The organism is Klebsiella sp. P1927 (assembly GCF_018204675.1).
GTDB lineage: Bacteria > Pseudomonadota > Gammaproteobacteria > Enterobacterales > Enterobacteriaceae > Klebsiella > Klebsiella pneumoniae.
Genome location: NZ_CP073377.1, coordinates 3,742,684 through 3,766,587, shown reverse-complemented (window position 1 = coordinate 3,766,587; position 23,904 = coordinate 3,742,684). Strand labels below are relative to the sequence as shown.

Here is a 23,904-nt window from a genome sequence, read left to right as displayed (position 1 = left end):
TGGCAAGGTTCGAGCTGCGCCAGTGAGTCGTTCACTAAGAGTCGCGAAGGCGTAGGGTGACGTAAAGACAGCAGGCTGGAAACACACAATATCGGCCGCTGCGCGTCCATCGGGTCATTGATTTTTTATAGGGTTGATCCAATGAAATACACACTTCCGGCGTTGACGCTGGCCATCAGCGCGGCGTTAAGCGGCTGCGCGACGCCTCATTCCTCTGCCGTTTCCCAACCGGTTGTCGACTCGCCAGTCCCTAACGTGGCGCAACCGCTGCAGCGCCAGCTAGCGGAAGGGCTGTACGAGATGGCGTTAAGCCCGCAGGGTGATGCGCTGTACGTCGCCAGCGCTGAAGGCTTTAAAAATGTACAGGGCGGGGCGGTTTACACACTGGATCCGCACACCCTCAATACCATCGGCCTGACGCATACCGATCTGAAAAACTTCGCTTTACAGCTCTCTGCGGAGGGTAAAACGCTGTATGTCAGCAATTCGCTGGACGGCGGCATCAGCGCTATCGACACCGCCACCGGCAAGGTAAAAAACCGCCTGCTGTTCAGCGAGCGCAATGAAAAAGGTCGCCCTTATGGGGCCCGTCAGCTGCTGTTGCTGAATAATACTCTCTACGTTGGCGCGGTCGCCGACCCGGCGCAAATCTGGGTGGTTGACGCCACTACCCTGAAGCTGAAAACGCGGATTAAAAATACCGGTAAATGGATGACCGGCCTGCACTACTCCGCGCAAACCGGTCGCGTGTACGCCGCTAACGGCAGCGGTGAAATTCTGGTGATCAACCCGCGTAACCAACGCATTGAACAGCGCTGGAAGCCGCTGGGCGACAAGCCGGCGCTGCTGCTTAATATGGCCGAAGATAGCGACACCGGCCGTCTGTTCGTGACCGACAACTCGAAAGCGAAAACCACTCTGGTGCTGGATATCCACAGCGGCAAGCTGCTTAAACAGCTCGACGTCGGCGATTCGCTGGCGGTGCAGTTCAATAAGAAACGCCACGAAATTTATATTTCACAGCGTGAATCCGGCAAGGTCATCAGCCTTGACGCCAGCCGCTACACGCTGAAGAAAAGCTGGGCGCTGCCGGCCAATCCCAACAGCCTGCTGCTTTCCGCCGATGGTCAGACGCTGTTTGTCACCGTCAAACAGCCCTTCAATAAAGACCACTCCACTAAAGGCCCGGACAGCGTCGTACGTATCGACCTGAACGCGCAATAAAAATAACGGGTCCGGCGACGGGCCCTTTGATTCATTTATCCTCATCCATGGGGCAAATTATGCACACCACGCACTATTCATCCTTCCCGCTGCGTAAAACGCTGCTGGCCTTAGCCATCGGCGCCGCCAGTCAAACGGCGATGGCCGCGGACGCTGCCGCCGCGAAGCAGCCTGGCGAAGAGACCCTCATCGTCGAGGCTAACGAAACCAGCGATTTTAAATCCGGCGGCGACCTGGTGGTTCCGGCATTCCTCGATGGCCAGATCGCCCACGGCGGCCGTCTGGGGATGCTTGGCGAACAAAAAGCGATGGACGTCCCGTTTAACGTCATCGGCTATACCTCGAAGCTGATTCAGGATCAGCAGGCGAAAACTATCGCCGATGTCGTCAGTAACGACGCTGGCGTGCAGGCCGTACAGGGCTACGGCAACTTCGCCGAGACCTATCGAATCCGCGGGTTTAAGCTCGATGGCGATGACATGACGATGGGCGGCCTGGCGGGCGTGGTGCCGCGTCAGGTGATGGACACCCAGATGCTGGAGCGCGTTGAAATTTTCAAAGGGGCTAACAGCCTGCTTAACGGCGCGGCCAGCAGCGGCGTCGGCGGGATGATTAACCTCGAGCCGAAGCGGGCGGAAGATCTGCCGACCGCACGCGTTGGCGTCGACTATACCTCTGATTCTCAGGTGGGCGGCACCCTCGACCTGGGGCGCCGTTTCGGCGACAACAACCAGTTCGGCGCCCGGGTCAACCTGGTGCACCGCGAGGGTGAAGGCGCTATCGATAATGATAAACGCCGTACCACGCTGGCTTCGCTGGGGCTTGATTACCGCGGCGACCGTTTCCGCTCCTCGCTCGATTTCGGCTATCAGAAGAAAACGTTCCACGGCGGTACGATGGGCGTCAATATCAGCGGCGTGGATTTCATTCCGGCGCTGCCGGACAACAGCAAAAACTACAGCCAGAAGTGGGGCTATAGCGATATTGAAAGCGAGTTCGGCATGGCGAAGGCAGAATATGACCTGACCGATAGCTGGACGGTATACAGCGCCCTCGGCGGCCAGCATTCGCATGAAATTGGTACCTACAGCGCGCCGAAGCTTCTGAATAAAAACGGCGATGCGACGGTGGGCCGCCTGGATACTAACCGCATTATCGACGCGATCAGCGGCATGGGCGGGGTACGCGGCGATTTCAATACCGGCGCGATTTCGCATAAGGTGAACCTCGGCTATGCGGCGCAGGTGCATACCGATGCGACCGCCTGGCGGATGTCGGCCAGGAACCCGACCACTAATATCTATGACAACCATGATGTGGCGATGCCGGATAACGCCTATTTTGGCGGCAACTACCACGATCCGCTGGTCACCTCGCGCAGCCGTACGCAGGGCTGGCTGCTGAGTGATACCCTCGGCTTCTTTAACGATAAAGTGCTGTTTACCGCCGCTGCTCGTCATCAGAAAGTGGTTGTGCGCAACTACAGCAACGCCACCGGGCTGGAAGATACCTCTTCGCGTTATACCCAAAGCCGCTGGATGCCGACGTTTGGCCTGGTGTACAAGCCGTGGGAGCAGCTGTCGCTGTATGCTAACCATACCGAAGCGCTGCAGCCGGGCTCTGTGGCGCCGACGACGGCGGCCAATGCCGGGCAGAGTACCGGGATCGCGCACTCGAAGCAGGACGAAGTGGGCGTCAAGATCGACTACGGTACGATCGGAGGATCGCTGGCGCTGTTTGAAATCAAAAAACCGAACGCCATTTCCGATACCGCTGGCAATTACGGCCTCGACGGCGAGCAGCGTAACCGCGGCGTAGAGATGAACGTCTTTGGCGAGCCGATGCTGGGACTGCGTCTTAACGCCAGTACCGTCTGGCTGGATGCCAAACAGACTAAAACCGCTGAAGGCGCAACCGACGGTAAAGATGCCATCGGGGTGGCTAACTTCTACGCGGTACTCGGCGCCGAATATGACATCAAGCCGGTGGAAGGCCTGACCGCCACCGCGCGCGTCAATCATAGCGGCTCGCAGTATGCCGATGCGGCCAATACCAAGAAGCTGGATAGCTACACCACCCTGGATTTAGGCCTGCGCTATCGTATGCGTCTGAACGCCGACCAGAACGAAATGATCTGGCGCGTCGGGGTGACCAACGTGACCAACGAGAAGTACTGGTCTGGCATTGACGATACCGGTACTTACCTGTTCGAAGGCGATCCGCGTACCGTCCGCGTCTCAATGAGCTACGACTTCTGACGCTAAAAAAAGCGGGGCGGGCGGCTGACGCTCGCCCCACGCAACTTGCGACAATCCCCCCTAAGTGATAAAAGGTGCCCCTTCACAAAAACACACAGGGGAACGACGTGAAAGACGCGTCAACGTCGTCGGAGACCGTCACGGAAAGTGGCCCGACGCTTCATCGCGGTTTACAGAACCGACACATTCAACTTATCGCCCTTGGCGGCGCCATTGGCACCGGCCTGTTTCTCGGCATTGGTCCCGCTATCCAGATGGCCGGTCCGGCGGTCTTACTGGGCTACGCCGTGGCCGGGATTGTCGCTTTTCTGATCATGCGTCAGCTGGGCGAAATGGTGGTGGAAGAGCCAGTATCCGGTTCCTTTGCCCACTTTGCCTATAAATACTGGGGGCCGTTCGCCGGCTTTCTCTCCGGCTGGAACTACTGGGTGATGTTCGTGCTGGTAGGGATGGCGGAGCTGACCGCCGCCGGGATCTATATGCAGTACTGGCTTCCCGACGTGCCCACCTGGGTTTGGGCGGCGGCTTTCTTCATCATTATTAACGCCGTCAACCTGGTCAACGTACGCTTGTATGGCGAAGCGGAGTTCTGGTTCGCGCTGATCAAGGTGCTGGCGATTATCGGCATGATTGCCTTCGGCCTGTGGATGCTGTTCGGCGGCCACGGCGGCAGCAAAGCCGGGTTCGACAATCTGTGGAAACACGGCGGCTTCCTCGCCACCGGCTGGCACGGACTTATTCTGTCGCTGGCGGTGATCATGTTCTCCTTCGGCGGGCTGGAGCTTATCGGCATCACCGCCGCCGAAGCGCAAAACCCGGAAAAGAGCATTCCCAAAGCAGTCAATCAGGTGGTCTATCGTATCCTGCTGTTCTATATCGGTTCGCTGGTGGTGCTGCTGGCGCTCTACCCGTGGGTGGAGATCAAATCCGACAGCAGCCCGTTTGTGATGATTTTCCATAATCTGGACAGCAACCTGGTGGCCTCCGCGCTGAACTTCGTCATTCTGGTGGCCTCGCTGTCGGTGTATAACAGCGGCGTGTACTCCAACAGCCGGATGCTGTTCGGCCTGTCGGTGCAGGGTAATGCGCCGAAATTTCTCGCCCGCGTCAGCAAGCGCGGCGTGCCGGTGAACTCCCTGCTGCTCTCCGGAATTATCACTTCGCTGGTGGTGGTGCTGAACTACCTGCTGCCGCATGAAGCGCTGGGGCTGCTGATGGCCCTGGTGGTGGCGACGTTGCTGCTGAACTGGATCATGATCTGTATGGCGCACCTTAAGTTCCGCGCCGCCCAGCGCCGCAAAGGGCGCGAATCGAAGTTCAAAGCGCTGCTGGCGCCCGCCAGCAACTACTTCTGCATTGCTTTCCTTGGGCTGATCCTGGCGCTGATGTGCACTATCGACGGCATGCGTCTGTCGGCGATCCTGCTGCCGGTGTGGATCCTGTTCCTGTTTATCGCCTTCAAACTGCTGCGCCGCCCGGCGTAAGCGAGATGCCCCGCCGTCCGGCGGGGCTGCCTGCCTTTTTATTGTGATCCTCTTCGCAGGCGGCGCATTTGCCTGGCGATCTTCTTTTTGTAATCGATTACTTTTGTTTTTGAGTGGTTTTGTAATCGATTACTTTTCTGAGGGCGAGCAACATGGTCACAACAACAGAAGGTCGGGAAAGTGTCCGCGTGAGCCACCGTTTTCTGGTGCCGCGGCTGTCGTTAATGATGTTTATGCAGTTTTTTATCTGGGGCAGCTGGTCGGTGACCCTGGGGCTGGTGATGACCCGCTATGAGATGTCATTGCTGATCGGCGATGCGTTCTCCGCCGGGCCGATCGCCTCCATCTTGTCTCCCTTTGTGCTGGGGATGCTGGTGGATCGCTTTTTCGCCTCGCAGAAGGTGATGGCGGTGATGCACCTGGCCGGGGCGGCGATCCTGTGGTTTGTCCCGCAGGCGCTGGTGGCGCAGAACGGCGCCCTGCTGATTGGCCTGCTGTTCGGCTATACGCTGTGCTATATGCCGACCCTGGCGCTGACCAACAATATCGCCTTCCACAGCCTGGCCAATGTCGATAAAACCTTCCCGGTGGTCCGCGTGTTCGGCACCATCGGCTGGATTATCGCCGGGATCTGCATCGGGGTGACCGGTATCTCTGATACCACCGGCATCTTCACGCTGGCGGCGCTCTGTTCGGTCGCGCTGGCGCTCTACAGCCTGACGCTGCCGCACACCCCGGCGCCGGCCAAAGGCATGCCGGTTCAGTTTCGCGACCTGCTGTGCGCGGACGCCTTCGCGCTGCTGAAAACCCGCCATTTCCTGATTTTCTCCCTCTGCGCCACCTTAATTTCCGTGCCGTTAGGCACCTATTACGCCTATACCGCGTCGTATCTGGCGGATGCCGGCGTCAAAGATGTCAGCACCGCGATGTCCTTCGGTCAGATGTCAGAGATCGTCTTTATGCTGGTGATCCCGTTGCTGTTCCGTCGCCTCGGGGTGAAATACATGCTGCTCATCGGCATGGCGGCGTGGTTCGTCCGCTACGCCTTTTTCGCTCTCGGAGTCAGCGAGGAGGGGCGCTTCCTGCTCTATCTGGGCATTTTGCTGCACGGCGTGTGCTATGACTTTTTCTTTGTCGTTGGCTTTATCTACACCGACCGCGTGGCGGGCGAGAAGGTAAAAGGCCAGGCGCAGAGCATGATTGTGATGTTCACCTACGGGATCGGCATGCTGCTGGGCTCGCAGATCTCCGGCGCGCTGTATAACCATCTGGTGGCCGGCCAGAGCGTGCCTCAGGCCTGGGTGACCTTCTGGTGGATCCCGGCGGTGGCCGCCGCGGTTATCGCGCTGATTTTCCTTTTCTCTTTCCAGTACAACGAGAAAGAGCCGCACTAATTTTTCAGGAGGGGGTATGAAAACGATTAAGGGACCGGGCATTTTTCTGGCGCAGTTTATCGGGCCGCGGGCGCCGTTCAACACCCTGGCGGGGATAGCGCAGTGGGCCGCCGGCCTGGGGTACAAGGCATTGCAGATCCCCTGCAACCACCCGGCGATTTTTGATGTCGAGCGGGCGGCGGCGAGCCAGACCTACTGCGACGAGGTCAGCGGCATCCTGGCGGAGCATGGGCTGGTGATCAGCGAGCTGTCCACTCACCTTGAAGGACAGCTGGTGGCGGTGCATCCAGCGTATGACGCGGCGTTTGACGCCTTTGCCCCGGCGGCGCTGCATGGCGATCCGCAGGCGCGCCAGCGCTGGGCGGTGGAGAAAGTGCGCCAGGCGGCGGTAGCCTCCGGCCGCCTGGGGCTGCAGGCGCACGCGACCTTTTCCGGGGCGCTGGCATGGCCCTTTTTTTATCCGTGGCCGCCGCACAATCAGCCGCTTCTGGATGAGGCCTTTGCCGAGCTGGCCCGGCGCTGGCGGCCGCTGCTGGACCTCTTCGACGAGCAGGGGGTCGATGTCTGCTATGAGATCCACCCCGGCGAAGACCTGCACGATGGCGTGACCTTTGAGCGTTTTCTTGCGCTGGTGGATAACCATCCGCGCTGCAATATGCTCTATGACCCGAGCCACCTGCATCTGCAGCAGATGGACTACCTGACCTATATCGATATCTATCATGCGCGTATTAAAGCGTTTCACGTCAAGGACGCCGAATTTCGCCGCAACGGGCGCAATGGCGTCTACGGTGGATACCAGCCCTGGCAGCAGCGGGCCGGGCGTTTCCGCTCTCCCGGCGACGGGCAGATCGACTTCAAAGGGGTGTTCAGTAAGCTGACCGAATATGATTTTGCCGGCTGGGCGGTGCTGGAGTGGGAGTGCTGCCTGAAGGATAGTGAGACCGGCGCGCGCGAGGGCAGCGAGTTTATCCGCCGCCATATCATTCCCGTTGCCGGACGGGCCTTCGATGACTTTGCCGCCGGCGGGAGGGAGTAACATGATTCAGGTCGCGATTATCGGGGCAGGGTTTATTGGCCCGGCGCATCTGGAGGCGCTGCGGCGGCTGGGAGATGTCGAGGTGGTGGCGTTGTGCGACAGCCGCCTTGAGGCGGCGCAGCGCAAGGCGCGAGCGCTGAACATTGCCCATGCCTACGACAGCGTGGAGGCGCTGCTGGCCCATCCGGGGCTGCAGGTGGTGCATAACTGTACGCCCAACCATCTACATGCCCAGATTAACCGGCAGATCCTCGCCGCCGGGCTGCACGTCTTCTCCGAAAAACCGCTGTGTATGACGGCGGAGGAGGCGCGGGAGCTGGTGGCGCTTGCCGCCCGGGCCGGCGTGGTGCATGGCGTCAGCTTCGTCTACCGCCAGTTCGCTATGGTCCAGCAGGCGGCGGCGATGATCCGCCATGGCGAGGTCGGCAGAATCTTCGCGGCGCACGGCAGCTATTTACAGGACTGGATGCTGCTGGAGACCGACTACAACTGGCGGGTCGATTCGGCGCAGGGGGGCGCGTCGCGGACGGTGGCCGACATCGGCTCCCACTGGTGCGATACCGTGCAGTTTATGACCGGTCGGCGGATTGTCGAGGTGATGGCGGATCTGTCTATCGTCTGGCCAACGCGTAAAGCGCCGGTCAATGGCAAAGCGACCTTCAGCGCCGTTCACGAGGCGCAGGCATATGAAACGCGGCCTGTCGATACCGAGGACTTTGGCTCGGTGCTGTTGCGTTTTGACGATGGCAGCAAGGGCAGCTTTATGGTCTCTCAGGTGAGCGCCGGGCGGAAAAACCGTCTGGCGGTGGAGATTAACGGCAGCCTCTGTTCTCTGGCCTGGGATCAGGAAGTGCCCCAGCGGCTGTGGATCGGCCACCGCGAGCAGCCGGATCGCCTGCTCAGCGATGACCCGAGCCTGCTGCGGCCGGAAATCGCTGACAGCGCCCATTACCCCGGCGGCCACATTGAGGGCTGGCCGGACGCCTTTAAGAATATGATGGGGCATTTTTATCAGGCGGTGCGCGCCGGGAAGATGCCGGCGGCCGGGGCCCGGCGCTTCGCCGCTTTCGACGACGGCGCCGATGTGATGTACATCATCGAGGCGATCGTCAAAAGCCATCAGGAACAGCGCTGGGTCAGCGTCGAACGCTGAGCGCAGGCGGGGCGCAGGATTATTTCACCCCAAGATAGCCGTCGAGATAGGCACCGGAGAGCTCGTTGCCGAACAGGACGGCATCTTTATTTTCCATCGCATTATCCCATTTGTCGCTGGCATTGCCGGTGAAGGCGTGCTCGGTGCGGGTGCCCTGCGCCGCCTGCTGTTTGATGGCTTCCGCGGTGCGGCGGGCATCACTTTCGCTCATGCCAGCGGCTTTATCCTGCTGTCCGCGGGCATACATCGCCGTAAAGGTCGGCAGGTTTAAACGGTAATTTTCCTGGCGGTTGACGGTGAAGTTGCCGCCGACAAAATCGGAGCGGTGGGCGACGAAGGCGTAGGCATGGCGTTCCGGTGACGATTTTGACGAGGTGCAGCCGGTGATCGTTGCCAGGGCACAGCTGAGGGCGAGAACCGCGGTGGTGAGCCTCATGGGGATATCATCCTTAATCATAAAAGAAAAAATGGGGCGCAGGCGGTCTGTTGCGCCTCCTGCGCTAATGAGAATATGAAACGGCAAAAGGATGCGCGTTAACGGGGCGGGAGAGAAGCCCTGATTATTAATAGTTTTCTCGCGCGTTCCCGCGCTTTCGCGCCAGGCTGACCAGAGGTCATTTATGATAGCCTGCAGGATCCACCTCTATGGCTGCGCTCTTCCACACCGGATAAGCTGGCAACCCTTAGACGTGTTTATCGGGCTACGGCGGGGATCCTTATCCCTATAAGCAACGTTCATGCTGAATTCACAATGATTCAGGCATTCCTCGCACAGTTCGCTACGGCAGAAACAAATTTTATTTACTCTTCACATCCTCCATCGCTCCGACAGCAGGCCCAGACTGATTTAGCCGCTGGTTTGCATATCACGTTTATCTTTACTGACAGGCATCAAAATAATAAATATGATATTTATTAGCTGTAATGCATAAGCATGGCAGCTAAACATAGGAACAGTATGAGGTTAAATTTCAGTTTTTTTTTAAACTTTTGATTGCTTGCGTTGATATTTATCTGCTTGTGCAAGGGTATTATACATTAATCTTTATTTTATTATTTTATAGTAAATAAAATACACCTTGGGTTTATTGTTTACAGAGTGTTTGATATTGCTTATGTATCTTTACTAAATTTTTTAATGACTTGCGAGGTGATTATAATGAGAGGGTGTAACTGTGAGATTAAATGTATCGCCTGTGGATTAAACTGCCGGATTGAAGCGAAAAATAAAATAGAGCGCACTCTCTGTGGAGAGAAGAAATTTTCTGTGTGGCCAGACAGGAACTATTTTTTTAAACGGGCAGTAAATGATCTGGTTTTCCGTGAACTCACCTGTTTTGTACCTGAAGGTATAGTGGTGGTGGATTTTTCATTGGGAAATATATTGTACTTTCTGAATGAGTGCTGGACCAGGAAATTGCGGGATAGTGGTCTGAAAATCATTCTGATAGCAGATAAAAACATGCTGCCAATGGCTAATTTTTGGAGGCTGCGTTCCGGGTTTTCCTGGGCAGTAGTGGAAGTGAATAGTGACTTAAGCAACTTAATTAATAAAATAAAACGCGTTATGCTGGGGCGGAACCTTCTGTGCAGGCGCACACCGTCGCTGACGGAGCATGAAATGAAGACGCTGTGCCTGCTTGCAGAGGGGCATTCCAGCCAGGATATCGCCCGTATCATGGCGTGCGATACCCGCAGCGTCTACCGCTTTCAATACTCTTTATGCAAGAAGTTCGGCGGGCTCAATCGCCTGCGCAATCTGCGCTTCAGGCATACTATCCCCGCGCTGGATTAGCCGTGATTAACCCGGCGCATCCATGAAACAGCCATCACCTAATTTATGATAACGGCCTAATGCGACGATATATTTCCTGTTGCTATTCTTCGCCTCAGGGCCTGTCCAGCTATCCCCTGGCAGCATATAAAACTGTGTAGAGCTTTCATCATCACCATTACAACCTTTCTGGAGAATGACTCTGAAATAGGTATTGCCGGTATTTTTAATGGTGCCCGTGGCTTCGTTGATCTCATACTGGAAACGCGTTTTTCGAGGGCGAACAATGAGAATGGTGCTCATCGATACCGAAGGGACAATATTCAGTTTTTTCTGCTCCATGCGCCAGGGAAAAACCGTGACGGGCGTTTCTTTAAAGATCACCCGATAATATCGCTCAATGTCATCTCCAGGCCCACGGTAATAGAGTTTAAAATACTCCTGGCCATTGGCCTGTACGGTGAACTGCAGCGGCGACCAGACCAGGTCTTTGTCCTGACCGGGCACCGGCCGTTCATTACCGTTGCCCGGCCTGGCGATTTTGTAAGCCGAGATGGTATATAAGTTATTGCTGCTTGTATCATTGACTAACGGCCGGGAGATAAAATCTTTACTGGCATCCATATCATAAATGATGGAATCAAAGTACACCGCGGAAGCGGGCTGAATACACAGCCCGCACAATCCGATGAAAAGCATTTTCTTCATCATACCCCCCGATCGACGCCAACCCAGGTGGCGGTCACTTTTACATCCCCGGTGGCGCTGACGGTTCCCATCCAGTCATGACCATCAGTAGTGAACTGTGAATGCGAGTCATCCATCGGAAACAGCAGTTTCAGCGTGGTGGTAAAAAAGAAACCATCGTTGACGTTGGCGTTCCAGGCCGTCTGAACCCAGGCGGCGTTGGTCATATCAACGGGGTTTTCACCGCAGCTGTTGCGCACTCTTACCGCGTTACCGGCAGCGGAAGTCCATTCGAGGAAGGCCGGGACCGGCACTTTTAGCGTCTCGTCTGCTGAGGTAAACAGACAGTATGGCTGACCATATATGTTGATGGCGTCGCCAGTCACCTGGGCGGTGATGCTGTCCGCCTGACGCGACGCGGAGGTAGTAACTTTATACTCAAAGGTGATGGGCGTTTCGCTACCGATCTTGCCAGATGCTTTTGGATGAGCACTCCCGTCGCTGGCGATAATGCTGATGCCGTATTCACGCGGGATGATGTTAATTAGTGTTGATGGCGTAAACTGATAATAACCTGATTGAGGAGTCACGGAGTTATCAAAATAAAAGGTGAACAGCTCATCTTTGTTGGTTAAATCTGTGCCCGCCTTGAGAGCTTTTTTGAAAAAAGCGTTGGACAGAAAGACATAGATGTACTCCCCTGACGGTTTGAAGACCTTGTTATAGGTGCTAGTCGAGCCGAAATTGGTCCAGCTGGCGCCATCACCGCTGTACTTGACGTCAGACGAAGAAGGGGAAAATCCCAGCAGCGTCGTATCGATAACCATCCGGAAATCAAGCGAAGTGGTGAGGGTTTTGGTTTCCTGAAAGCTGTAAGACACCATTTTACAAATGATCCCCGAAGCGCTCCCTACCACCCCCATCTGGCACAATTCAGAGCCGAGGTTGACGCTTGGCGTACCGTCGCTGGCAATCCACACTTCCGCCATCGCGCCGGTACTGTTTAAGGTCAGATGCGAGACCTTTTCGAGGTTCATCGTGTAGTAAACCCACTTTCCTCCGCTGGGGAGATCTTTACAGCGAACGCCGGAAGCAAAGTCATAATCAGCTTTGGAGTCCATATAGCAAAGATTCAACTGCAAATTATCGATGGTTCCCACCGGCCGATTACGAAAATACTCATATGCCGACTGACTCAGCACCCCGGCGCCGTAGTAACCATTGGCCACGCTGTTGCCGGACATCGCGTGATAGAAGCCGTCTTTGTCGAGTACATCGGCGGGGATATAGCCCGAAGCCGGGCAGTTCGCGCCCGTTGACATGCAGCGGAGCCCGAGAAACGGTTGGTTAATCGGGGAGTTGTCTATCCAGAGGTCAAAATAGCGGTTGCTGTAACTCCAGCCTGAGTTGCCCATGTATCCCAGACTACGCTGGTTCGTTTTATATTTCGTCCAGATATTGGCTCCAGTGAAGCGCGGGGACAGGGAGCTGGTGGTGATGAAATATTCATCATCGACATCGTTGTCGATAAACATATAGGTGTTGCTGCCGCTCCCGTCGTTAGTAGCGGTAAGTGCCATAGCCGGCGCGGCTAGCAGCCAGCCGGCCAGCAGCATGATGGCCTGGGGTTTAATAGACATTCTTAATATCTCCAGTCACTGATGCCGTTTGTTGTTGGATCTCACAAGGGATCTCACCGACCCATACGGCACCTTTCGCTTCTCGCAGATCCAAATCCACTTCGCAAATACCGCCGAATTTATCGACCAGGGTAATCACCGGATAGCGCTTATCAACGTCCATGGCGAACTCGCCGAGTTCGTCGGTGCGTGTTTTACCAATGTGGTTATGTATATCGGCGTTGGCGTAGTAACCACCGCGGCGATCTTTCACCCGGCCAAATACGGTGACGAGCTGTTTGATTTCCGGGTTAATCACGCTGACATTGCCGGGATAGAGCACGACTTTGTTCCGCCGGCCGTTAACGATGTCGACGCTGTCTTCCGAATTTTTGTCGTTCATCAGCTCCACCTTGTATTCGGCGTAGGGCGGAAGACTGATGAAGTTGCTTTTGCCGGTCAGCGGGTAGTTCTGGCCGTTGATCTGCGCCATCATCCTCCCCTTGCCGCTGAAATTGGTATTCACCACCAGGCCTGCGGTTTGAGTGCCTTTGCCGACATAAACATTTTTTTCCGTCCAGGCCAGGCTGCCCTGCGAGCTCAGGCTGTAGTTTGAACTGTGCTGCGATGAGCGGCTAACGGAGACGGTGCCAGCGTTATATTTGGTGTCATAGCTGACGTAACCATTGGCGGCGTAATCGTCGGAACGATAGCGGCTATCGTCATTTTTATTCTGTTTAATCTGCTTCGAAACCGATGCTCCCACCTGGGTAATAGCGCTGTCGTCAAAGCTTTTGCGCAGCGTGGCGTTCGCCAGCATGTTTCCATTCTGGCTGGACACGCCGGTGCTGAGCCAGGTAGAGAAGGGGATAGAGACATCAATATTGACGTACTTATCACGCAGATTTTCATGGTTGTTGTATTGATAGTTCTGAATACCGGCGCGCAGCGACACGGTCGCATAGCGATTGGCTAACAGCGATTGGTCGTAATCGACGTTGGTATAGGTGCTGCCGGTATATTTGTTATTGGTTCGGCTGACGCTCAGCGTACCGAGGAACGGCGCGATTTTGCGCAGATTGGCATTGGCGCCGATGGTCACGTAGTCATTCTGCTGCATCGGGAGCGCGTTACCGATGGAACTGTACTGGCGCGACCCCCACAGGTTGCCGTAACCGTCGGGTAAACTCATATTAAAGGTGGAGGTACTCTGCCAGCTGCCGTCGGTAGCGAGCAGCCCCTGCTGGTTAAAACTGAACGCGTCGTTGAAAATAACGTTCGCTTCCGTTTCATTGACGCCGTTAGTGTCAAAACCGTAGAGCGTGGTTTTCAGATTGACGCCGGAAAGCCAGGGTTGGCTGGTTGCCGCGGCGATCCCGGCTATCCATGTATTCTTTGTGCCATAATTGATGTTGTATTTGTGGCGATAGTCCATCTTGTTGTATTCGAGGCTGCCGCCGAAGGTTTGCCACGAGAGATCGCCGGTCACGCTCGATTTACGGGCGAACGTTTTATTGATGTTCGCCGTCCGGCTGCTGACCACGCGCCCGTTAACTACCACCTGGATATCAACGTTGTAGATGCCAAATGGCAGACGCGACGTATCGAGCTCGTAGCTACCCATCGAGAAGTTTTGAATGCTGAGCAGTTTGCCGTCACGATAGACGTGTACTTCACCAGCGGCCGGGAGAAACACCGTGACGGGCACCAGAGCAAGCGTATTGTCCTGCGTTTGTGAACTGCTTTTATTGCCATAGCTGACGCCGTAAATACGGCTGGAATTCAGGGCGCTCATGCTGGCAATCGATTGCAGATTCCATGTATCCACCATACCCATTGCCAGGCGGCGTCCCTGATAGTCACGTTCGTACATCGAGCGATACAGTTTACTCTCCTGGTTGCCGGTACCTATCCCGTAAAGAGAACCGTTAAAGTTCAGATGGTGTTCCCGCAGCGACCAGGTATTATCCAGCGTCAGATAGCTGCTGGCGTTATCGGTATTCTCATATTTGTTGTAATAGCTCCCCATCGAGTAATTCAGCACGCTCGAGAGATTCTGGGCGGTAGATTCTCCAAGCATATTGGTACGCGGCAAAATAGCGGCCTGCATGGCTGCCCGGTTAACCGTCAGCTCGAGATAAAAGGAACGCGTATCAAGTGAAAGTGAGGCGTCTTTGTTGATATAAACGCGCTGACCGTCGCCGATGCTTTTATCCTGCATCTCGTTGAGCAATGATTTAATCTGAGGTGATAGTTCGGTTCGCTCCGGCAGATCGCTGAGCGCGATCTGATTCAGGCGAAACTCATTATCCTTGATGGTCAGGATGGCATCAGCGATTTTTTGCTGACTGCGTTGGGTACTATTATCGCCTTCATAACGAATAAAAACAGGGACCGACATGCCCTGATATAACGCGTTAGCAAATACCGAAGGAATAATATAGTTACTGACTTTGACTGGCGCTGTAGCATTAGCTGCCCAACCCTGGTTTACTGTAATCAATAACCCAGCGAACAACGTCCCTTTGACATAACCAAGATTATCCATGATGTTACTCAGTTTACATTTATATATTGCTCACCGTGCCATATTCCAATTCGCGTTTTTTTATTGGTGAGATCGGTATGCTTTATTTTTACGCTGACACCAGGCATGACATAATATCGCTCACGGCAGCCTTGTCCCTCATCCTTCGCTTTATCACGACAGGGACCGTAGGAGATCACACGGAATGAAGCGTTACCAGTATTGGTTACCGTGTCATTATCGCGACGATAGTCAAATCTTTCTTCTCGCGGCGCGACCACCAGAATGGTACCAATAATGGCTGAAGTCGTTGCCTCGCCCTGTTTTTTCTTTTTACTGGCTTCAAACTCGGTTACCGGCTCATCGGTCCAGGATATTCGGTAGTAACGTTCCTGGTTATCCTGAGGTCCTTTGTAAAAAAAACGAAAGTTCTCTTTAGCATTGCCGGGTAATATCAGGCTGGCGGGTGTTGATAATAATTCCGATCTGTTCGCCATCGGGATAACCGTGCCACCGGCCATAGGCGATGAGATACGCTCCACGCTGACGCTAACGTAACGCGCCGTATCGGTGGTATTAATGATTTCTTTTGCCAGAGTCGAGGCATCCGGCCCCATTATTGAGGTGACGTCTCCGACATTAATCGCATGGGAGGAGGGCGTCACGGTGAATAAAAAGAGAGAGAGGAATAATGGATTCAGTTTCATGGCGCATCCTTATAAGGAGGCCGAGGCCTCCTTGTCTTACCGGACAGGTGTTGGCTACACCTGATTAGATAGTCCAGACCGCATTAAACTGAACGCGAACGTCGCCGCTCCAGTAACCGTCGGTTAAATCTTTGAACTCAGCGGCAGTGCTGCCGTCAGAAGTCGCGGAGTCGATAGTGAAATCGAAGTTACCCTGAGTGCTGACGCGATCGGCGCCTGCGAAGGCGGTCGCGACAGCCAGCGCATCCAGACCCGCGGAAATGTTGTTGGAAGTATCAATCATCGTTACCGGGGTGGATTTGTTCAGCGCGTTGCCGTTCCAGTTCACACCGACGGCCAGAGTAGAGGCGTCAGTGGTACGGCTCAGGGTGTTGCTCACGATCTGAGAGGTCAGCGTAAAGTCAGTCGCGCCAGACTGGCCCTGGATGGTGATGTCAAAAGCGCCTTTCTGAGAGTTAAACGCTTTAATCCCTTCCGCGTACTGGAAATTCAGGGATTTCAGCGGAGTGACAACTAGCGCGCTGGTGGTGTCTTTCGTTGCGCTTGCATCCCAGCTTGCAGTGGCGGAAGCAGTTACGTCAGCCATTGCGTTGGAAGAGATAAGAGCCGCAGCCGCAACACCTGCTAATACGATTTTTTTCATTTTCAATTTCCTGAGAATAATTAAGTTAGTTCCATTTATGGAGTTATTGCTATAAATACTGATAATGACTTTATCCAGATAAAATAATGTTTAACTTCCCTCTGCCTCCCATCTTATTCTGCAAGCTGAGCTTGATTGCGTAGATTCTTTTTTCTGCCATCTGCAATTCTTGTGCTATCTCTTTAACTGACTTCTCTGCAAGTAAAAGATCGAGTACCAATACCTCTTGAGCGCTTAGTTTCTGACGATAGCCGCGTCCATCTTTTTGGCCGAGAAAGGAAAGATGTATTTTCCTTTCAATCTCATTTCGGGTATCGCTGGTATAGATAATTGAAAGTATTTGCTGACAACGGTGTTTCCAGTACAACGCCAGTGGTTGCGCTAATCTGTCGGCAATCAAAACTATCCGCAATCCTGTTTTGATCAGATATTCAATCCATTTATCATTGGTGAATAATCTGATGTTGTAGCGAGAAAAATCAACAAAAACATATCCAGAATTAGAGAAGTTGTAATGCTTGTTAATTAAAAAACAATGCACGCCATTTTTTAAGTAGATGTTTTTATCAGGCCATACGCAATAGTGAGTTTCAATACATCTAATCGATTTTATCGTAGGTCGTGGATAGATTTCGCACTGATACTGGCAGCTAATACAGTATGCCTTCTCATATTTCTGTGGAACCATGTGTCGATTTATTTCCCTATATTGTCTTACCTTATCGTTCAATGATGTGGCTATATTATGACTAGTTAATAAATGTGACAACTTTAATTTCAAGGTGGTTATTTTGCTGAAAAATGTGTAAATTCTTAAAGTCAAAAAATACTGCGAATCATACTAACCTGCTCTTATTAATAAGAAAAATCTTAATGGGCAGAATTTTATAGCGAACGCAGCTTAAGAATTATCCATTGCGACCAGGAATTTTCTCGCTGAATGAGCAGTAATTGGTTAAAAAAAACAGCACAATAAGTCAAAAAAAGCGCAGCCACACACTATTTTGTTAACATTTTGTTTTAAATTTGTTTTTTAATTTGTGTTTTTTCAGGCGGATATTCCCTTTTTTGTAAGGTGAAGTTGCGCTGTTTGATGCTCAGAGTGAAAGAAGGCGCGGGCAAAATATGATCTGGCGTACAAAACAGCAGAGGCCCATGCATAAAGACGCGTTAATGTTTAAGGAGAACTCGTCAGCAGTCTGTGCGGAATAGTGATGGTACAAAGCGGACAAACAGGTCACGGAGAGAGTTAGGGGGGCCGCATGGATTGGCTCTGCCTACAGGTAGCCGTAAATACTTCAAGACGAGGATGGTGTGGATTTTTACTTGCAGATAAATGAGCCAAAACTTTCGATGCGTTTGGGGTGGTTACACCCCTTTCAGCAGAGGGAGCAGGTGGTTTTCGGTAAGGGGAGCAAGCTTAATATGCCGATCCTGACCCGGCGTAAACCAGATCACTTCTTCTATTTCCATCGTCGGTGTAAAGCTTACCCTGTTCGTGGCTATCAGAAAGACATCCGCAGAGACAAGATGACCTGGCTCGTTTGCCGCCGCATCAGTGAAACGGCCTACCTGGACCAGTTCTTCTGGTGAGACGCTGAAGTTGAGTTCCTCCTCCAGCTCGCGGATCAGCGCCGCGTGCGGGGTCTCGCCGATTTCAGGCTTGCCGCCGGGTTGCATAAAATATTCAGTTCCCCGCTTACGCACTAAAAGACAGCGTCCCTGACTGTCGGTGATAATTGCCGCTGCGATAATAATCATTTTCATTGCGCTCAAAATACCCCATTTCTATACCAATGCCGTAGCATACTCGAGTGAGTTTTGCATTTTGCGAAATTACATCAGCGCCACCATGATAGCCCGCTAAGCGTGCTAATCAATCCCGTCATGTTTTGCAAAAGCGGTTAACGTCCTGGCATCGCAAAAGCGTAAGGCTCCCAGTTCGCACGCAGCCCGGCTAGCGGCGCGGGCTGCGCTCATTTATGATAGCCTGCAGGATCCACCTCTATCGCAGGAAGTGCAGGGTTTATGTCTATTCAGAAAATTGCTCGTCTGGCCGGCGTCTCGGTGGCCACGGTGTCGCGGGTGCTGAACAACAGCGATACGGTAAAAGCCAAAAACCGTGAGCGCGTGCTGCAGGCGATCAAAGAGAGCAACTATCAGCCGAACCTGCTGGCGCGTCAGCTGCGAACCGCCCGCAGCAATATGATCCTGGTGATGGTCTCCAATATCGCTAACCCCTTTTGCGCCGAGGTGGTGAAGGGGATAGAAGAAGAGGCGGAGAAGAATGGCTACCGCATTCTGCTGTGTAACTCCGGGTCGGATCTGGCCCGCTCGACCTCGGGCCTGCAGCTGCTCTCCGGCAAAATGGTCGACGGCATTATTACCATGAACGCGCTCTCCAGCCTGCCGGAACTGACCACCATGATTGGCGATGCGCCCTGGGTGCAGTGCGCGGAGTATGCCGACACCGGCAGCATCTCCTGCGTCGGGATTAACGACGTCGAGGCGGCTCAGGGGGCGGTGTCCCGACTGGCCGATAGCGGCCGCCGCCGCATCGCGCTCATTAATCACGACCTCAGCTATCGCTATGCCCGTCTGCGCGAGCGCGGCTATAAAAGCGTGCTGCACGTGCACGGTCTGGCGTATCAGCAGGTGACCTACGCGCAGGATCTTAGCGCGGCGGCCGGTAAACGGGCGATGGAGCAACTGCTGTCGCAAGACGAGAAGCCCGATGCGGTGTTTGCCGTTTCGGACTCCCTCGCCGCCGGGGCGCTGCGGGCTATCGCCCAGGCCGGACTACGGGTGCCGGGGGATATCGCGGTGATCGGCTTCGATGGCACCGAGCTGGCGGAAGTGGTCTCCCCGCAGCTGACCACCGTCGAACAGCCCTCCCGGGCGATCGGCCGTACGGCGGTGTCTCTACTGATGAAACGCATCGACGATCCCGACGCTGCCGTCGAGCGGGTGATGATGGACTGGCGCGTGATAGACCGCGCCAGCGTCTGAGGATCAGCGGGAGAAGGCGCCGGTCAGCGCGCGAATATCGTTGCCGGTGGGCGTTTGATGAATGCGTAAGCCAAACTCATCCACCACAGCGAAGACATGGTCGAAAATGTCCGCCTGGATCCCTTCATATTCCGCCCATACCACGGTGTTGGTGAAGCAGTAGATCTCGATCGGCAAGCCGTTGGCATCCGGCGCCAGCTGGCGCACCATCAGGGTCATATCCTGGCGGATGCGCGGATGATGGCGTAAATACTCCTGCAGATAGGCGCGGAAGGTGCCGACATTGGTCATTCGCCGCTCATTGAGAACCGACTGTTCCCCGGCGTACTGCTGGTTCCAGGCGCTTATCTCTTCGTGGCGTGAATCCATATAGGGTTTAAGTAATTTCGCCCGGATCAGGCGCTGCTGCTCCTGTTCATCAAGAAAATGAATGCTGGTGGTGTCGATGTTAAGGCTGCGTTTGATGCGGCGGCCGCCGGAGGCCGACATGCCGCTCCAGTTTTTAAACGAGTCAGAGACCAGCGACCAGGTCGGAATGGTGGTGATGGTATTGTCCCAGTTGCGCACCTTGACCGTGGTGAGGCCGATATCGATCACCGCGCCGTCGGCGCCGTACTTTGGCATCTCCAGCCAGTCGCCAAGCTTGAGCATATCGTTGGCCGAGAGCTGAATACCGGCCACCAGACCGAGGATCGGATCTTTAAACACCAGCATCAGCACCGCGGCCATCGCGCCGAGCCCGCTAATCAGGATCGCCGGTGACTGGCCTATCAGCAGGGAAATAATCAGGATGCCGATAATAATCGCCGTCACCAGCTTAATCCCCTGGAATATGCCCTTCAGCGGCAGCTGTGAGGCGGCGGGAAATTTCTGCGCCAGCTTTAAAATGACATCCAGCAGCGAGAAGAAGGACAGCATGGCATATATCATCACCCATAGCTGGGCCACGGTGGTTAATATTTCCGCGGCCTCGCTGCCTTTTTGCAGCCACAGCACCGCCTGGACGTTGACGATGATCCCCTGCAGGGTAAAGGCCAGTCGGTGAAAGAGTTTATTCTGCGTGATGATTTGCAGCCACAGATGGCTGCTGGCCAGCGCCCGTTTTTCAAATGCGCGCAGGACCACTTTGTGCAATATCAGATGCACGACCACGGCGGTGAACAAGATAATGCCGAAGATAATCATCAGCGAGCGGGTGGGGGTTATTTCGATTCCTAAGGCGGCAATTTGCGATATTAATTCCTGCATAACGTCTCCTGAATATCCAGCGGGTATGATGACCGCTGGATAGCTATTATGCAAATTACCGCCGCCGGTATTACGAGGCCACCGTCGCCGGCTGTCGGTTGAGATGATGGCGTAGCCACAGCGCTATCGCCCCCAGCAACAGCATCATGGCCACCTCGACCAGCAGAAAATCAATCAGCGCCTGCGGATAGTTTCCGCCGCCGCGACGGGCCAGCGCCAGGAACAGCGAACCAAGGATAGCCGGTCCGAGACCGAGGGTCGCCTGCTGCAGGGTGCTGAGGATTGCGCTCCCGGCCCCGGCGTCGCTGGCGCTGATATCGCGCATACCAATCCGATAAAAGCTGTTGACGATCAGCGCCTGGCCATAGCCGATCAGCGCCGTGGCGGGAACCAGCGTCAGGGCGTTGGTGGCGACGCCGAAGCGGGAGAAGGTGGCGCACAGCAGCAGGAGACCGGCGATCTGCACCGCCAGACCGGTCAGCAGGATCCGCCCCATGCTGTAGCGGGCGATAAGCCGCGGGGCATACAGCGCCGAAATAAAATAGGCCACGCCGAGGGCGATAAAGCTATTGCCGGACTGCCACGGCGCCATCCCCAGCCCCTCCTGCATGGTCAGCGCCATGCAGAACATAAAGCCGGACCAGGCGCCGAAAAACAGCAGGGCGATGGCCATCCCGAAGCGGATGCTGGTCAACTGCAGCAGACGCGGCGGCAGCAGAGGATGGTCGCCACGCTGCTGCTGGCGCAGGGCGCTCTGACGCATGGCGAACAGCAGCGGCAGGACCGCCACCAGCATCAGCTGCAGCCACAGCGGCCAGTGCAGCTCCGGACCGAGGGCCATCGGGAACAGCAGGCAGCAGAGGATCAGCGCGAGGTACAGCGTACCCTGCCAGTCAATCCGCGACGGCGTCTCGCGACGGGTTTCCGGCACATAGCGGCGGCTCAGAGCCAGCACCAGCAGGCAGATCGGCACATTGATAAAAAAGGCGTTGCGCCAGCCCAGCCCGGCGATGTCCGCCGACACCAGCCAGCCGCCGCCCATCTGACCGACGATAAAGGCGATCCCGCCGATCCCGCCATACAGGCTGATGGCCCGGGCGTGGGCGGGGCCTTTGAGGGTGACGTGCAGGGTCGCGAGGATCTGCGGCACAATCAGCGCCGCCCCGGCGCCCTGCAGGGTGCGGGCCGCCAGCAGGGCGCCGATGCTGTTCGCCATCCCGCACAGCAGGGAAGCGATGCCAAAGAGGGCGACGCCCCACATAAACAGGCGCCGGCGGCCATAGTTATCGCCAAGCTTACTGCCCATCGCCAGGCAGACGGCAAAGGCGACGCCGTACAGCGCGACGATAAGCTCCAGCTGCGTGGCGCTGGCCGCCAGGGTGTAGGTGATGGCGTCCAGCGCCACATTGGTGATCGAGGTATCAATAAGCGGCAGCATCTGGCCGCTCAGCAGCAGCAACAGACCGGCGCGGCCGGGTGAAACAGCAGACGTATTCATGGGATTCTCCATTGCGTCATTCAGCAGACCGACGTAGCATTACCGATAAATTAAACGGGTACCAGTTCCTGTCTATACTGGTATTGGCACTACTATGCTGGAGGGGTGATGACCACGATGCCGCAACGGGAGTCGACGATCGCCGTGCCGGACGATCGACGCAAACAGCTGGGGGCCTTTCTGCGCGCCCGCCGTGAAAGCCTCGATCCGCAGCGCCTGGGGTTGCCCCGGGTGGGCCGCCGGCGCACGCCGGGTCTGCGCCGGGAAGAGGTGGCGATGCTCGCCGACGTCGGCGTTACCTGGTACACCTGGCTGGAGCAGGGGCGGGAGGTGAATCCGTCGGAGGCGGTGCTGGTGGGGGTGGCGAATGCCCTGCAGTGCAGTCCGCTGGAGACCCGGCATCTGTTCGTGCTCGCCGGGCTGACCCCGCCGGAAGCCACCCAGGTGACGGTGTGCGAAGGCATCAGCCCAGGGACCCGCCGGATGCTGGACAGCCTGATGCCGCAGCCGGCCAGCATTCAGAAACCGAACTTTGATATTGTGGCGTGGAACGACAGCTTCTGCCGCCTGATGGGCATCGATTTCGCCACCCTCCCGGAAGAAGATCGCAACTGCATTTATCTCTATCTGACCCATGAGACCTGGCGCAGCCGGATCGAAAATCGCGATGTGCTGCCGACCTTCGTCTCCTATTTCCGCGCCGCGATGGCCGAGCACCGCGGCGATCCGGCGTGGGAAAACAAACTGGCGCGCTTTTTCGCCGCCTCGTCGGAGTTTGAAGCGCTGTGGCATCAGCGCTACGAGGTGCGCGGCGTGGAAAACCAGATTAAACATTTTAACCACCCGCAGCTCGGGCGATTCAGCCTGCAGCAGATGTACTGGTATTCGGCGCCGCGCAACGGCTCGCGCCTGCTGGTCTACCTGCCGATGGACGAGGCGGGCGAGCAGGCGCTGGCGTGGCTGGACCAACATTAATCACAGGGAATCAGATGGCTGGCAATGTGCCATCTTCGGGTATTGCCCGGCCGGCGCTGCTGGACGGTTCCCTTTCCCTCCGGGAGTAGGGGAGGGAAAGCACTGTCGGGAAGTCCTGTATGTGATCTACGACTTCAGCACACATTGCGCTCCCGATACGCCTTCTGCGTTATGTCACTCATGGCGCAGGGAGCGCACAGGGGGCACCAGTCGCCGCCGCCCCCTGTACCCCCGGGCTCCGGCCAGCAACATCGCCGCTGCGCGGTGCCTTCGACTTATCCCTGCAGGCTTCGGGTCGGGCCGAGGCAGCGTCCATGCAAAACACGGCCCTCAGCCCGCATCCATGCGGGCTGCCCCGGCCTGCCGGGAACGTCTCAGCGATGTTGAGGCCGCAACACCGGCAGTTTCAGTCGCACAAGTGGGTAAGTTAACGGCTGGCTGATACGGACCGTAGGCCGGGTAAGGCGCCAGCCGCCACCCGGCAATAAAGCGGCTCCGTGCCTGATATCATGCTCGGCGGCGCTGCGCTTACGCGGGCTTACGGTAAGGAGTAACAATCTGATATATAAATGGTTAAGTAGGCCGGGGAGGGCGACAGCCGCTGCCCGGCAGAAAGGCGAGCATATTAGCGAAAACAGGTTTGTCATCAGTCTCAAGGAATGCCT

Annotated in this window: 19 protein-coding genes; 9 read left to right on the top strand and 10 right to left on the bottom strand. The window is 55.6% G+C overall.

Annotated elements, in window-relative coordinates; all coding sequences use genetic code 11:
• Positions 1-141 precede the first annotated feature (141 nt).
• From KB892_RS19015 to KB892_RS18990, 6 genes are all read left to right on the top strand, one after another.
• Positions 142-1,224, top strand: coding sequence for a YncE family protein (locus KB892_RS19015; protein ID WP_004147457.1), 1,083 nt, complete (start codon positions 142-144; stop codon positions 1,222-1,224).
• A gap of 59 nt (positions 1,225-1,283) precedes the next feature.
• Positions 1,284-3,482 carry a TonB-dependent receptor gene (locus tag KB892_RS19010; protein ID WP_002892882.1) on the top strand — a complete coding sequence of 733 codons (2,199 nt, stop codon included), beginning with the start codon at positions 1,284-1,286 and terminating at the stop codon, positions 3,480-3,482.
• 107 nt (positions 3,483-3,589) lie between these two features.
• Positions 3,590-4,966, top strand: a complete 1,377-nt coding sequence (gene pheP, locus KB892_RS19005; RefSeq protein WP_004151811.1) for a phenylalanine transporter — start codon at positions 3,590-3,592, stop codon at positions 4,964-4,966.
• A gap of 188 nt (positions 4,967-5,154) precedes the next feature.
• Complete coding sequence (locus KB892_RS19000) at positions 5,155-6,360, top strand: MFS transporter (RefSeq protein WP_004198867.1); 1,206 nt, start codon at positions 5,155-5,157, stop codon at positions 6,358-6,360.
• A gap of 16 nt (positions 6,361-6,376) precedes the next feature.
• The gene (locus KB892_RS18995) at positions 6,377-7,399 is read left to right on the top strand and encodes a sugar phosphate isomerase/epimerase family protein (protein ID WP_004151812.1); all 1,023 of its coding nucleotides are present in this window, start codon (positions 6,377-6,379) and stop codon (positions 7,397-7,399) included.
• Position 7,400: 1 nt separating this feature from the next.
• On the top strand, positions 7,401-8,552 hold the full coding sequence (locus KB892_RS18990) for a Gfo/Idh/MocA family protein (protein ID WP_004151813.1): 1,152 nt from the start codon (positions 7,401-7,403) through the stop codon (positions 8,550-8,552).
• 19 nt (positions 8,553-8,571) lie between these two features.
• On the opposite strand, the gene KB892_RS18985 is transcribed toward KB892_RS18990, so the two are convergent.
• On the bottom strand, positions 8,572-8,988 hold the full coding sequence (locus KB892_RS18985) for an Exc2 family lipoprotein (RefSeq protein WP_004151814.1): 417 nt from the start codon (positions 8,986-8,988) through the stop codon (positions 8,572-8,574).
• A gap of 663 nt (positions 8,989-9,651) precedes the next feature.
• Between KB892_RS18985 and KB892_RS18980 the strand changes: the two genes are divergently transcribed.
• Positions 9,652-10,347 (top strand): helix-turn-helix transcriptional regulator, encoded by a 696-nt coding sequence (locus KB892_RS18980; RefSeq protein ID WP_004228166.1) that lies wholly within the window; start codon positions 9,652-9,654, stop codon positions 10,345-10,347.
• 6 nt (positions 10,348-10,353) lie between these two features.
• Here the strand turns inward: KB892_RS18980 and KB892_RS18975 are convergent, their stop codons facing one another.
• From KB892_RS18975 to KB892_RS18945, 7 genes are all read right to left on the bottom strand, one after another.
• Positions 10,354-11,037, bottom strand: a complete 684-nt coding sequence (locus KB892_RS18975; RefSeq protein ID WP_004153315.1) for a hypothetical protein — start codon at positions 11,035-11,037, stop codon at positions 10,354-10,356.
• Complete coding sequence (locus tag KB892_RS18970) at positions 11,034-12,653, bottom strand: hypothetical protein (RefSeq protein ID WP_004151817.1); 1,620 nt, start codon at positions 12,651-12,653, stop codon at positions 11,034-11,036. Before KB892_RS18970 ends, KB892_RS18975 begins: the two co-directional genes overlap by 4 nt.
• Positions 12,643-15,180 carry a TcfC E-set like domain-containing protein gene (locus KB892_RS18965; protein ID WP_004153314.1) on the bottom strand — a complete coding sequence of 846 codons (2,538 nt, stop codon included), beginning with the start codon at positions 15,178-15,180 and terminating at the stop codon, positions 12,643-12,645. Before KB892_RS18965 ends, KB892_RS18970 begins: the two co-directional genes overlap by 11 nt.
• Positions 15,181-15,188: 8 nt before the next feature.
• The gene (locus KB892_RS18960) at positions 15,189-15,866 is read right to left on the bottom strand and encodes an EcpB family pilus assembly chaperone (protein ID WP_004152948.1); all 678 of its coding nucleotides are present in this window, start codon (positions 15,864-15,866) and stop codon (positions 15,189-15,191) included.
• A 64-nt stretch (positions 15,867-15,930) separates the two neighbouring features.
• Positions 15,931-16,509 (bottom strand): common pilus major fimbrillin subunit EcpA, encoded by a 579-nt coding sequence (ecpA, locus tag KB892_RS18955; protein WP_004151820.1) that lies wholly within the window; start codon positions 16,507-16,509, stop codon positions 15,931-15,933.
• Between the two features lie 70 nt (positions 16,510-16,579).
• Positions 16,580-17,197 carry a LuxR C-terminal-related transcriptional regulator gene (locus tag KB892_RS18950; protein WP_004151821.1) on the bottom strand — a complete coding sequence of 206 codons (618 nt, stop codon included), beginning with the start codon at positions 17,195-17,197 and terminating at the stop codon, positions 16,580-16,582.
• A 680-nt stretch (positions 17,198-17,877) separates the two neighbouring features.
• Positions 17,878-18,276 carry an NUDIX hydrolase gene (locus KB892_RS18945; RefSeq protein WP_002892937.1) on the bottom strand — a complete coding sequence of 133 codons (399 nt, stop codon included), beginning with the start codon at positions 18,274-18,276 and terminating at the stop codon, positions 17,878-17,880.
• Positions 18,277-18,537: 261 nt separating this feature from the next.
• On the opposite strand from KB892_RS18945, the gene KB892_RS18940 reads away from it, so the two are divergent.
• Entirely contained in the window at positions 18,538-19,518 is a 981-nt protein-coding gene (locus tag KB892_RS18940; protein WP_002892939.1) for a LacI family DNA-binding transcriptional regulator, read from the top strand.
• Between the two features lie 3 nt (positions 19,519-19,521).
• On the opposite strand, the gene KB892_RS18935 is transcribed toward KB892_RS18940, so the two are convergent.
• Both KB892_RS18935 and KB892_RS18930 read right to left on the bottom strand, forming a co-directional pair.
• Positions 19,522-20,766 carry a mechanosensitive ion channel family protein gene (locus tag KB892_RS18935; protein WP_002892943.1) on the bottom strand — a complete coding sequence of 415 codons (1,245 nt, stop codon included), beginning with the start codon at positions 20,764-20,766 and terminating at the stop codon, positions 19,522-19,524.
• A 70-nt stretch (positions 20,767-20,836) separates the two neighbouring features.
• Positions 20,837-22,264, bottom strand: a complete 1,428-nt coding sequence (locus KB892_RS18930) for an MFS transporter (protein WP_062955048.1) — start codon at positions 22,262-22,264, stop codon at positions 20,837-20,839.
• Between the two features lie 108 nt (positions 22,265-22,372).
• On the opposite strand from KB892_RS18930, the gene KB892_RS18925 reads away from it, so the two are divergent.
• Positions 22,373-23,239: a helix-turn-helix transcriptional regulator gene (locus KB892_RS18925; protein WP_004151823.1), complete on the top strand. Its 867-nt coding sequence runs from the start codon at positions 22,373-22,375 to the stop codon at positions 23,237-23,239.
• Positions 23,240-23,904: the final 665 nt, after the last annotated feature.

Excerpts from the sequence above, each read along its gene's own strand:
- KB892_RS18975 (WP_004153315.1), bottom strand. The coding sequence starts at position 11,037 with ATGATGAAGAAAATGCTTTTCATCGGATTGTGCGGGCTGTGTATTCAG.
- KB892_RS18965 (WP_004153314.1), bottom strand. The coding sequence starts at position 15,180 with ATGGATAATCTTGGTTATGTCAAAGGGACGTTGTTCGCTGGGTTATTG.
- KB892_RS18995 (WP_004151812.1), top strand. The coding sequence starts at position 6,377 with ATGAAAACGATTAAGGGACCGGGCATTTTTCTGGCGCAGTTTATCGGG.
- KB892_RS18960 (WP_004152948.1), bottom strand. The coding sequence starts at position 15,866 with ATGAAACTGAATCCATTATTCCTCTCTCTCTTTTTATTCACCGTGACG.
- KB892_RS19010 (WP_002892882.1), top strand. The coding sequence starts at position 1,284 with ATGCACACCACGCACTATTCATCCTTCCCGCTGCGTAAAACGCTGCTG.
- ecpA (WP_004151820.1), bottom strand. The coding sequence starts at position 16,509 with ATGAAAAAAATCGTATTAGCAGGTGTTGCGGCTGCGGCTCTTATCTCT.
- KB892_RS18985 (WP_004151814.1), bottom strand. The coding sequence starts at position 8,988 with ATGAGGCTCACCACCGCGGTTCTCGCCCTCAGCTGTGCCCTGGCAACG.
- KB892_RS19015 (WP_004147457.1), top strand. The coding sequence starts at position 142 with ATGAAATACACACTTCCGGCGTTGACGCTGGCCATCAGCGCGGCGTTA.
- KB892_RS18990 (WP_004151813.1), top strand. The coding sequence starts at position 7,401 with ATGATTCAGGTCGCGATTATCGGGGCAGGGTTTATTGGCCCGGCGCAT.
- KB892_RS18970 (WP_004151817.1), bottom strand. The coding sequence starts at position 12,653 with ATGTCTATTAAACCCCAGGCCATCATGCTGCTGGCCGGCTGGCTGCTA.
- KB892_RS18940 (WP_002892939.1), top strand. The coding sequence starts at position 18,538 with ATGTCTATTCAGAAAATTGCTCGTCTGGCCGGCGTCTCGGTGGCCACG.
- KB892_RS18945 (WP_002892937.1), bottom strand. The coding sequence starts at position 18,276 with ATGAAAATGATTATTATCGCAGCGGCAATTATCACCGACAGTCAGGGA.
- KB892_RS18950 (WP_004151821.1), bottom strand. The coding sequence starts at position 17,197 with ATGGTTCCACAGAAATATGAGAAGGCATACTGTATTAGCTGCCAGTAT.
- KB892_RS18925 (WP_004151823.1), top strand. The coding sequence starts at position 22,373 with ATGACCACGATGCCGCAACGGGAGTCGACGATCGCCGTGCCGGACGAT.
- KB892_RS18930 (WP_062955048.1), bottom strand. The coding sequence starts at position 22,264 with ATGAATACGTCTGCTGTTTCACCCGGCCGCGCCGGTCTGTTGCTGCTG.
- KB892_RS18935 (WP_002892943.1), bottom strand. The coding sequence starts at position 20,766 with ATGCAGGAATTAATATCGCAAATTGCCGCCTTAGGAATCGAAATAACC.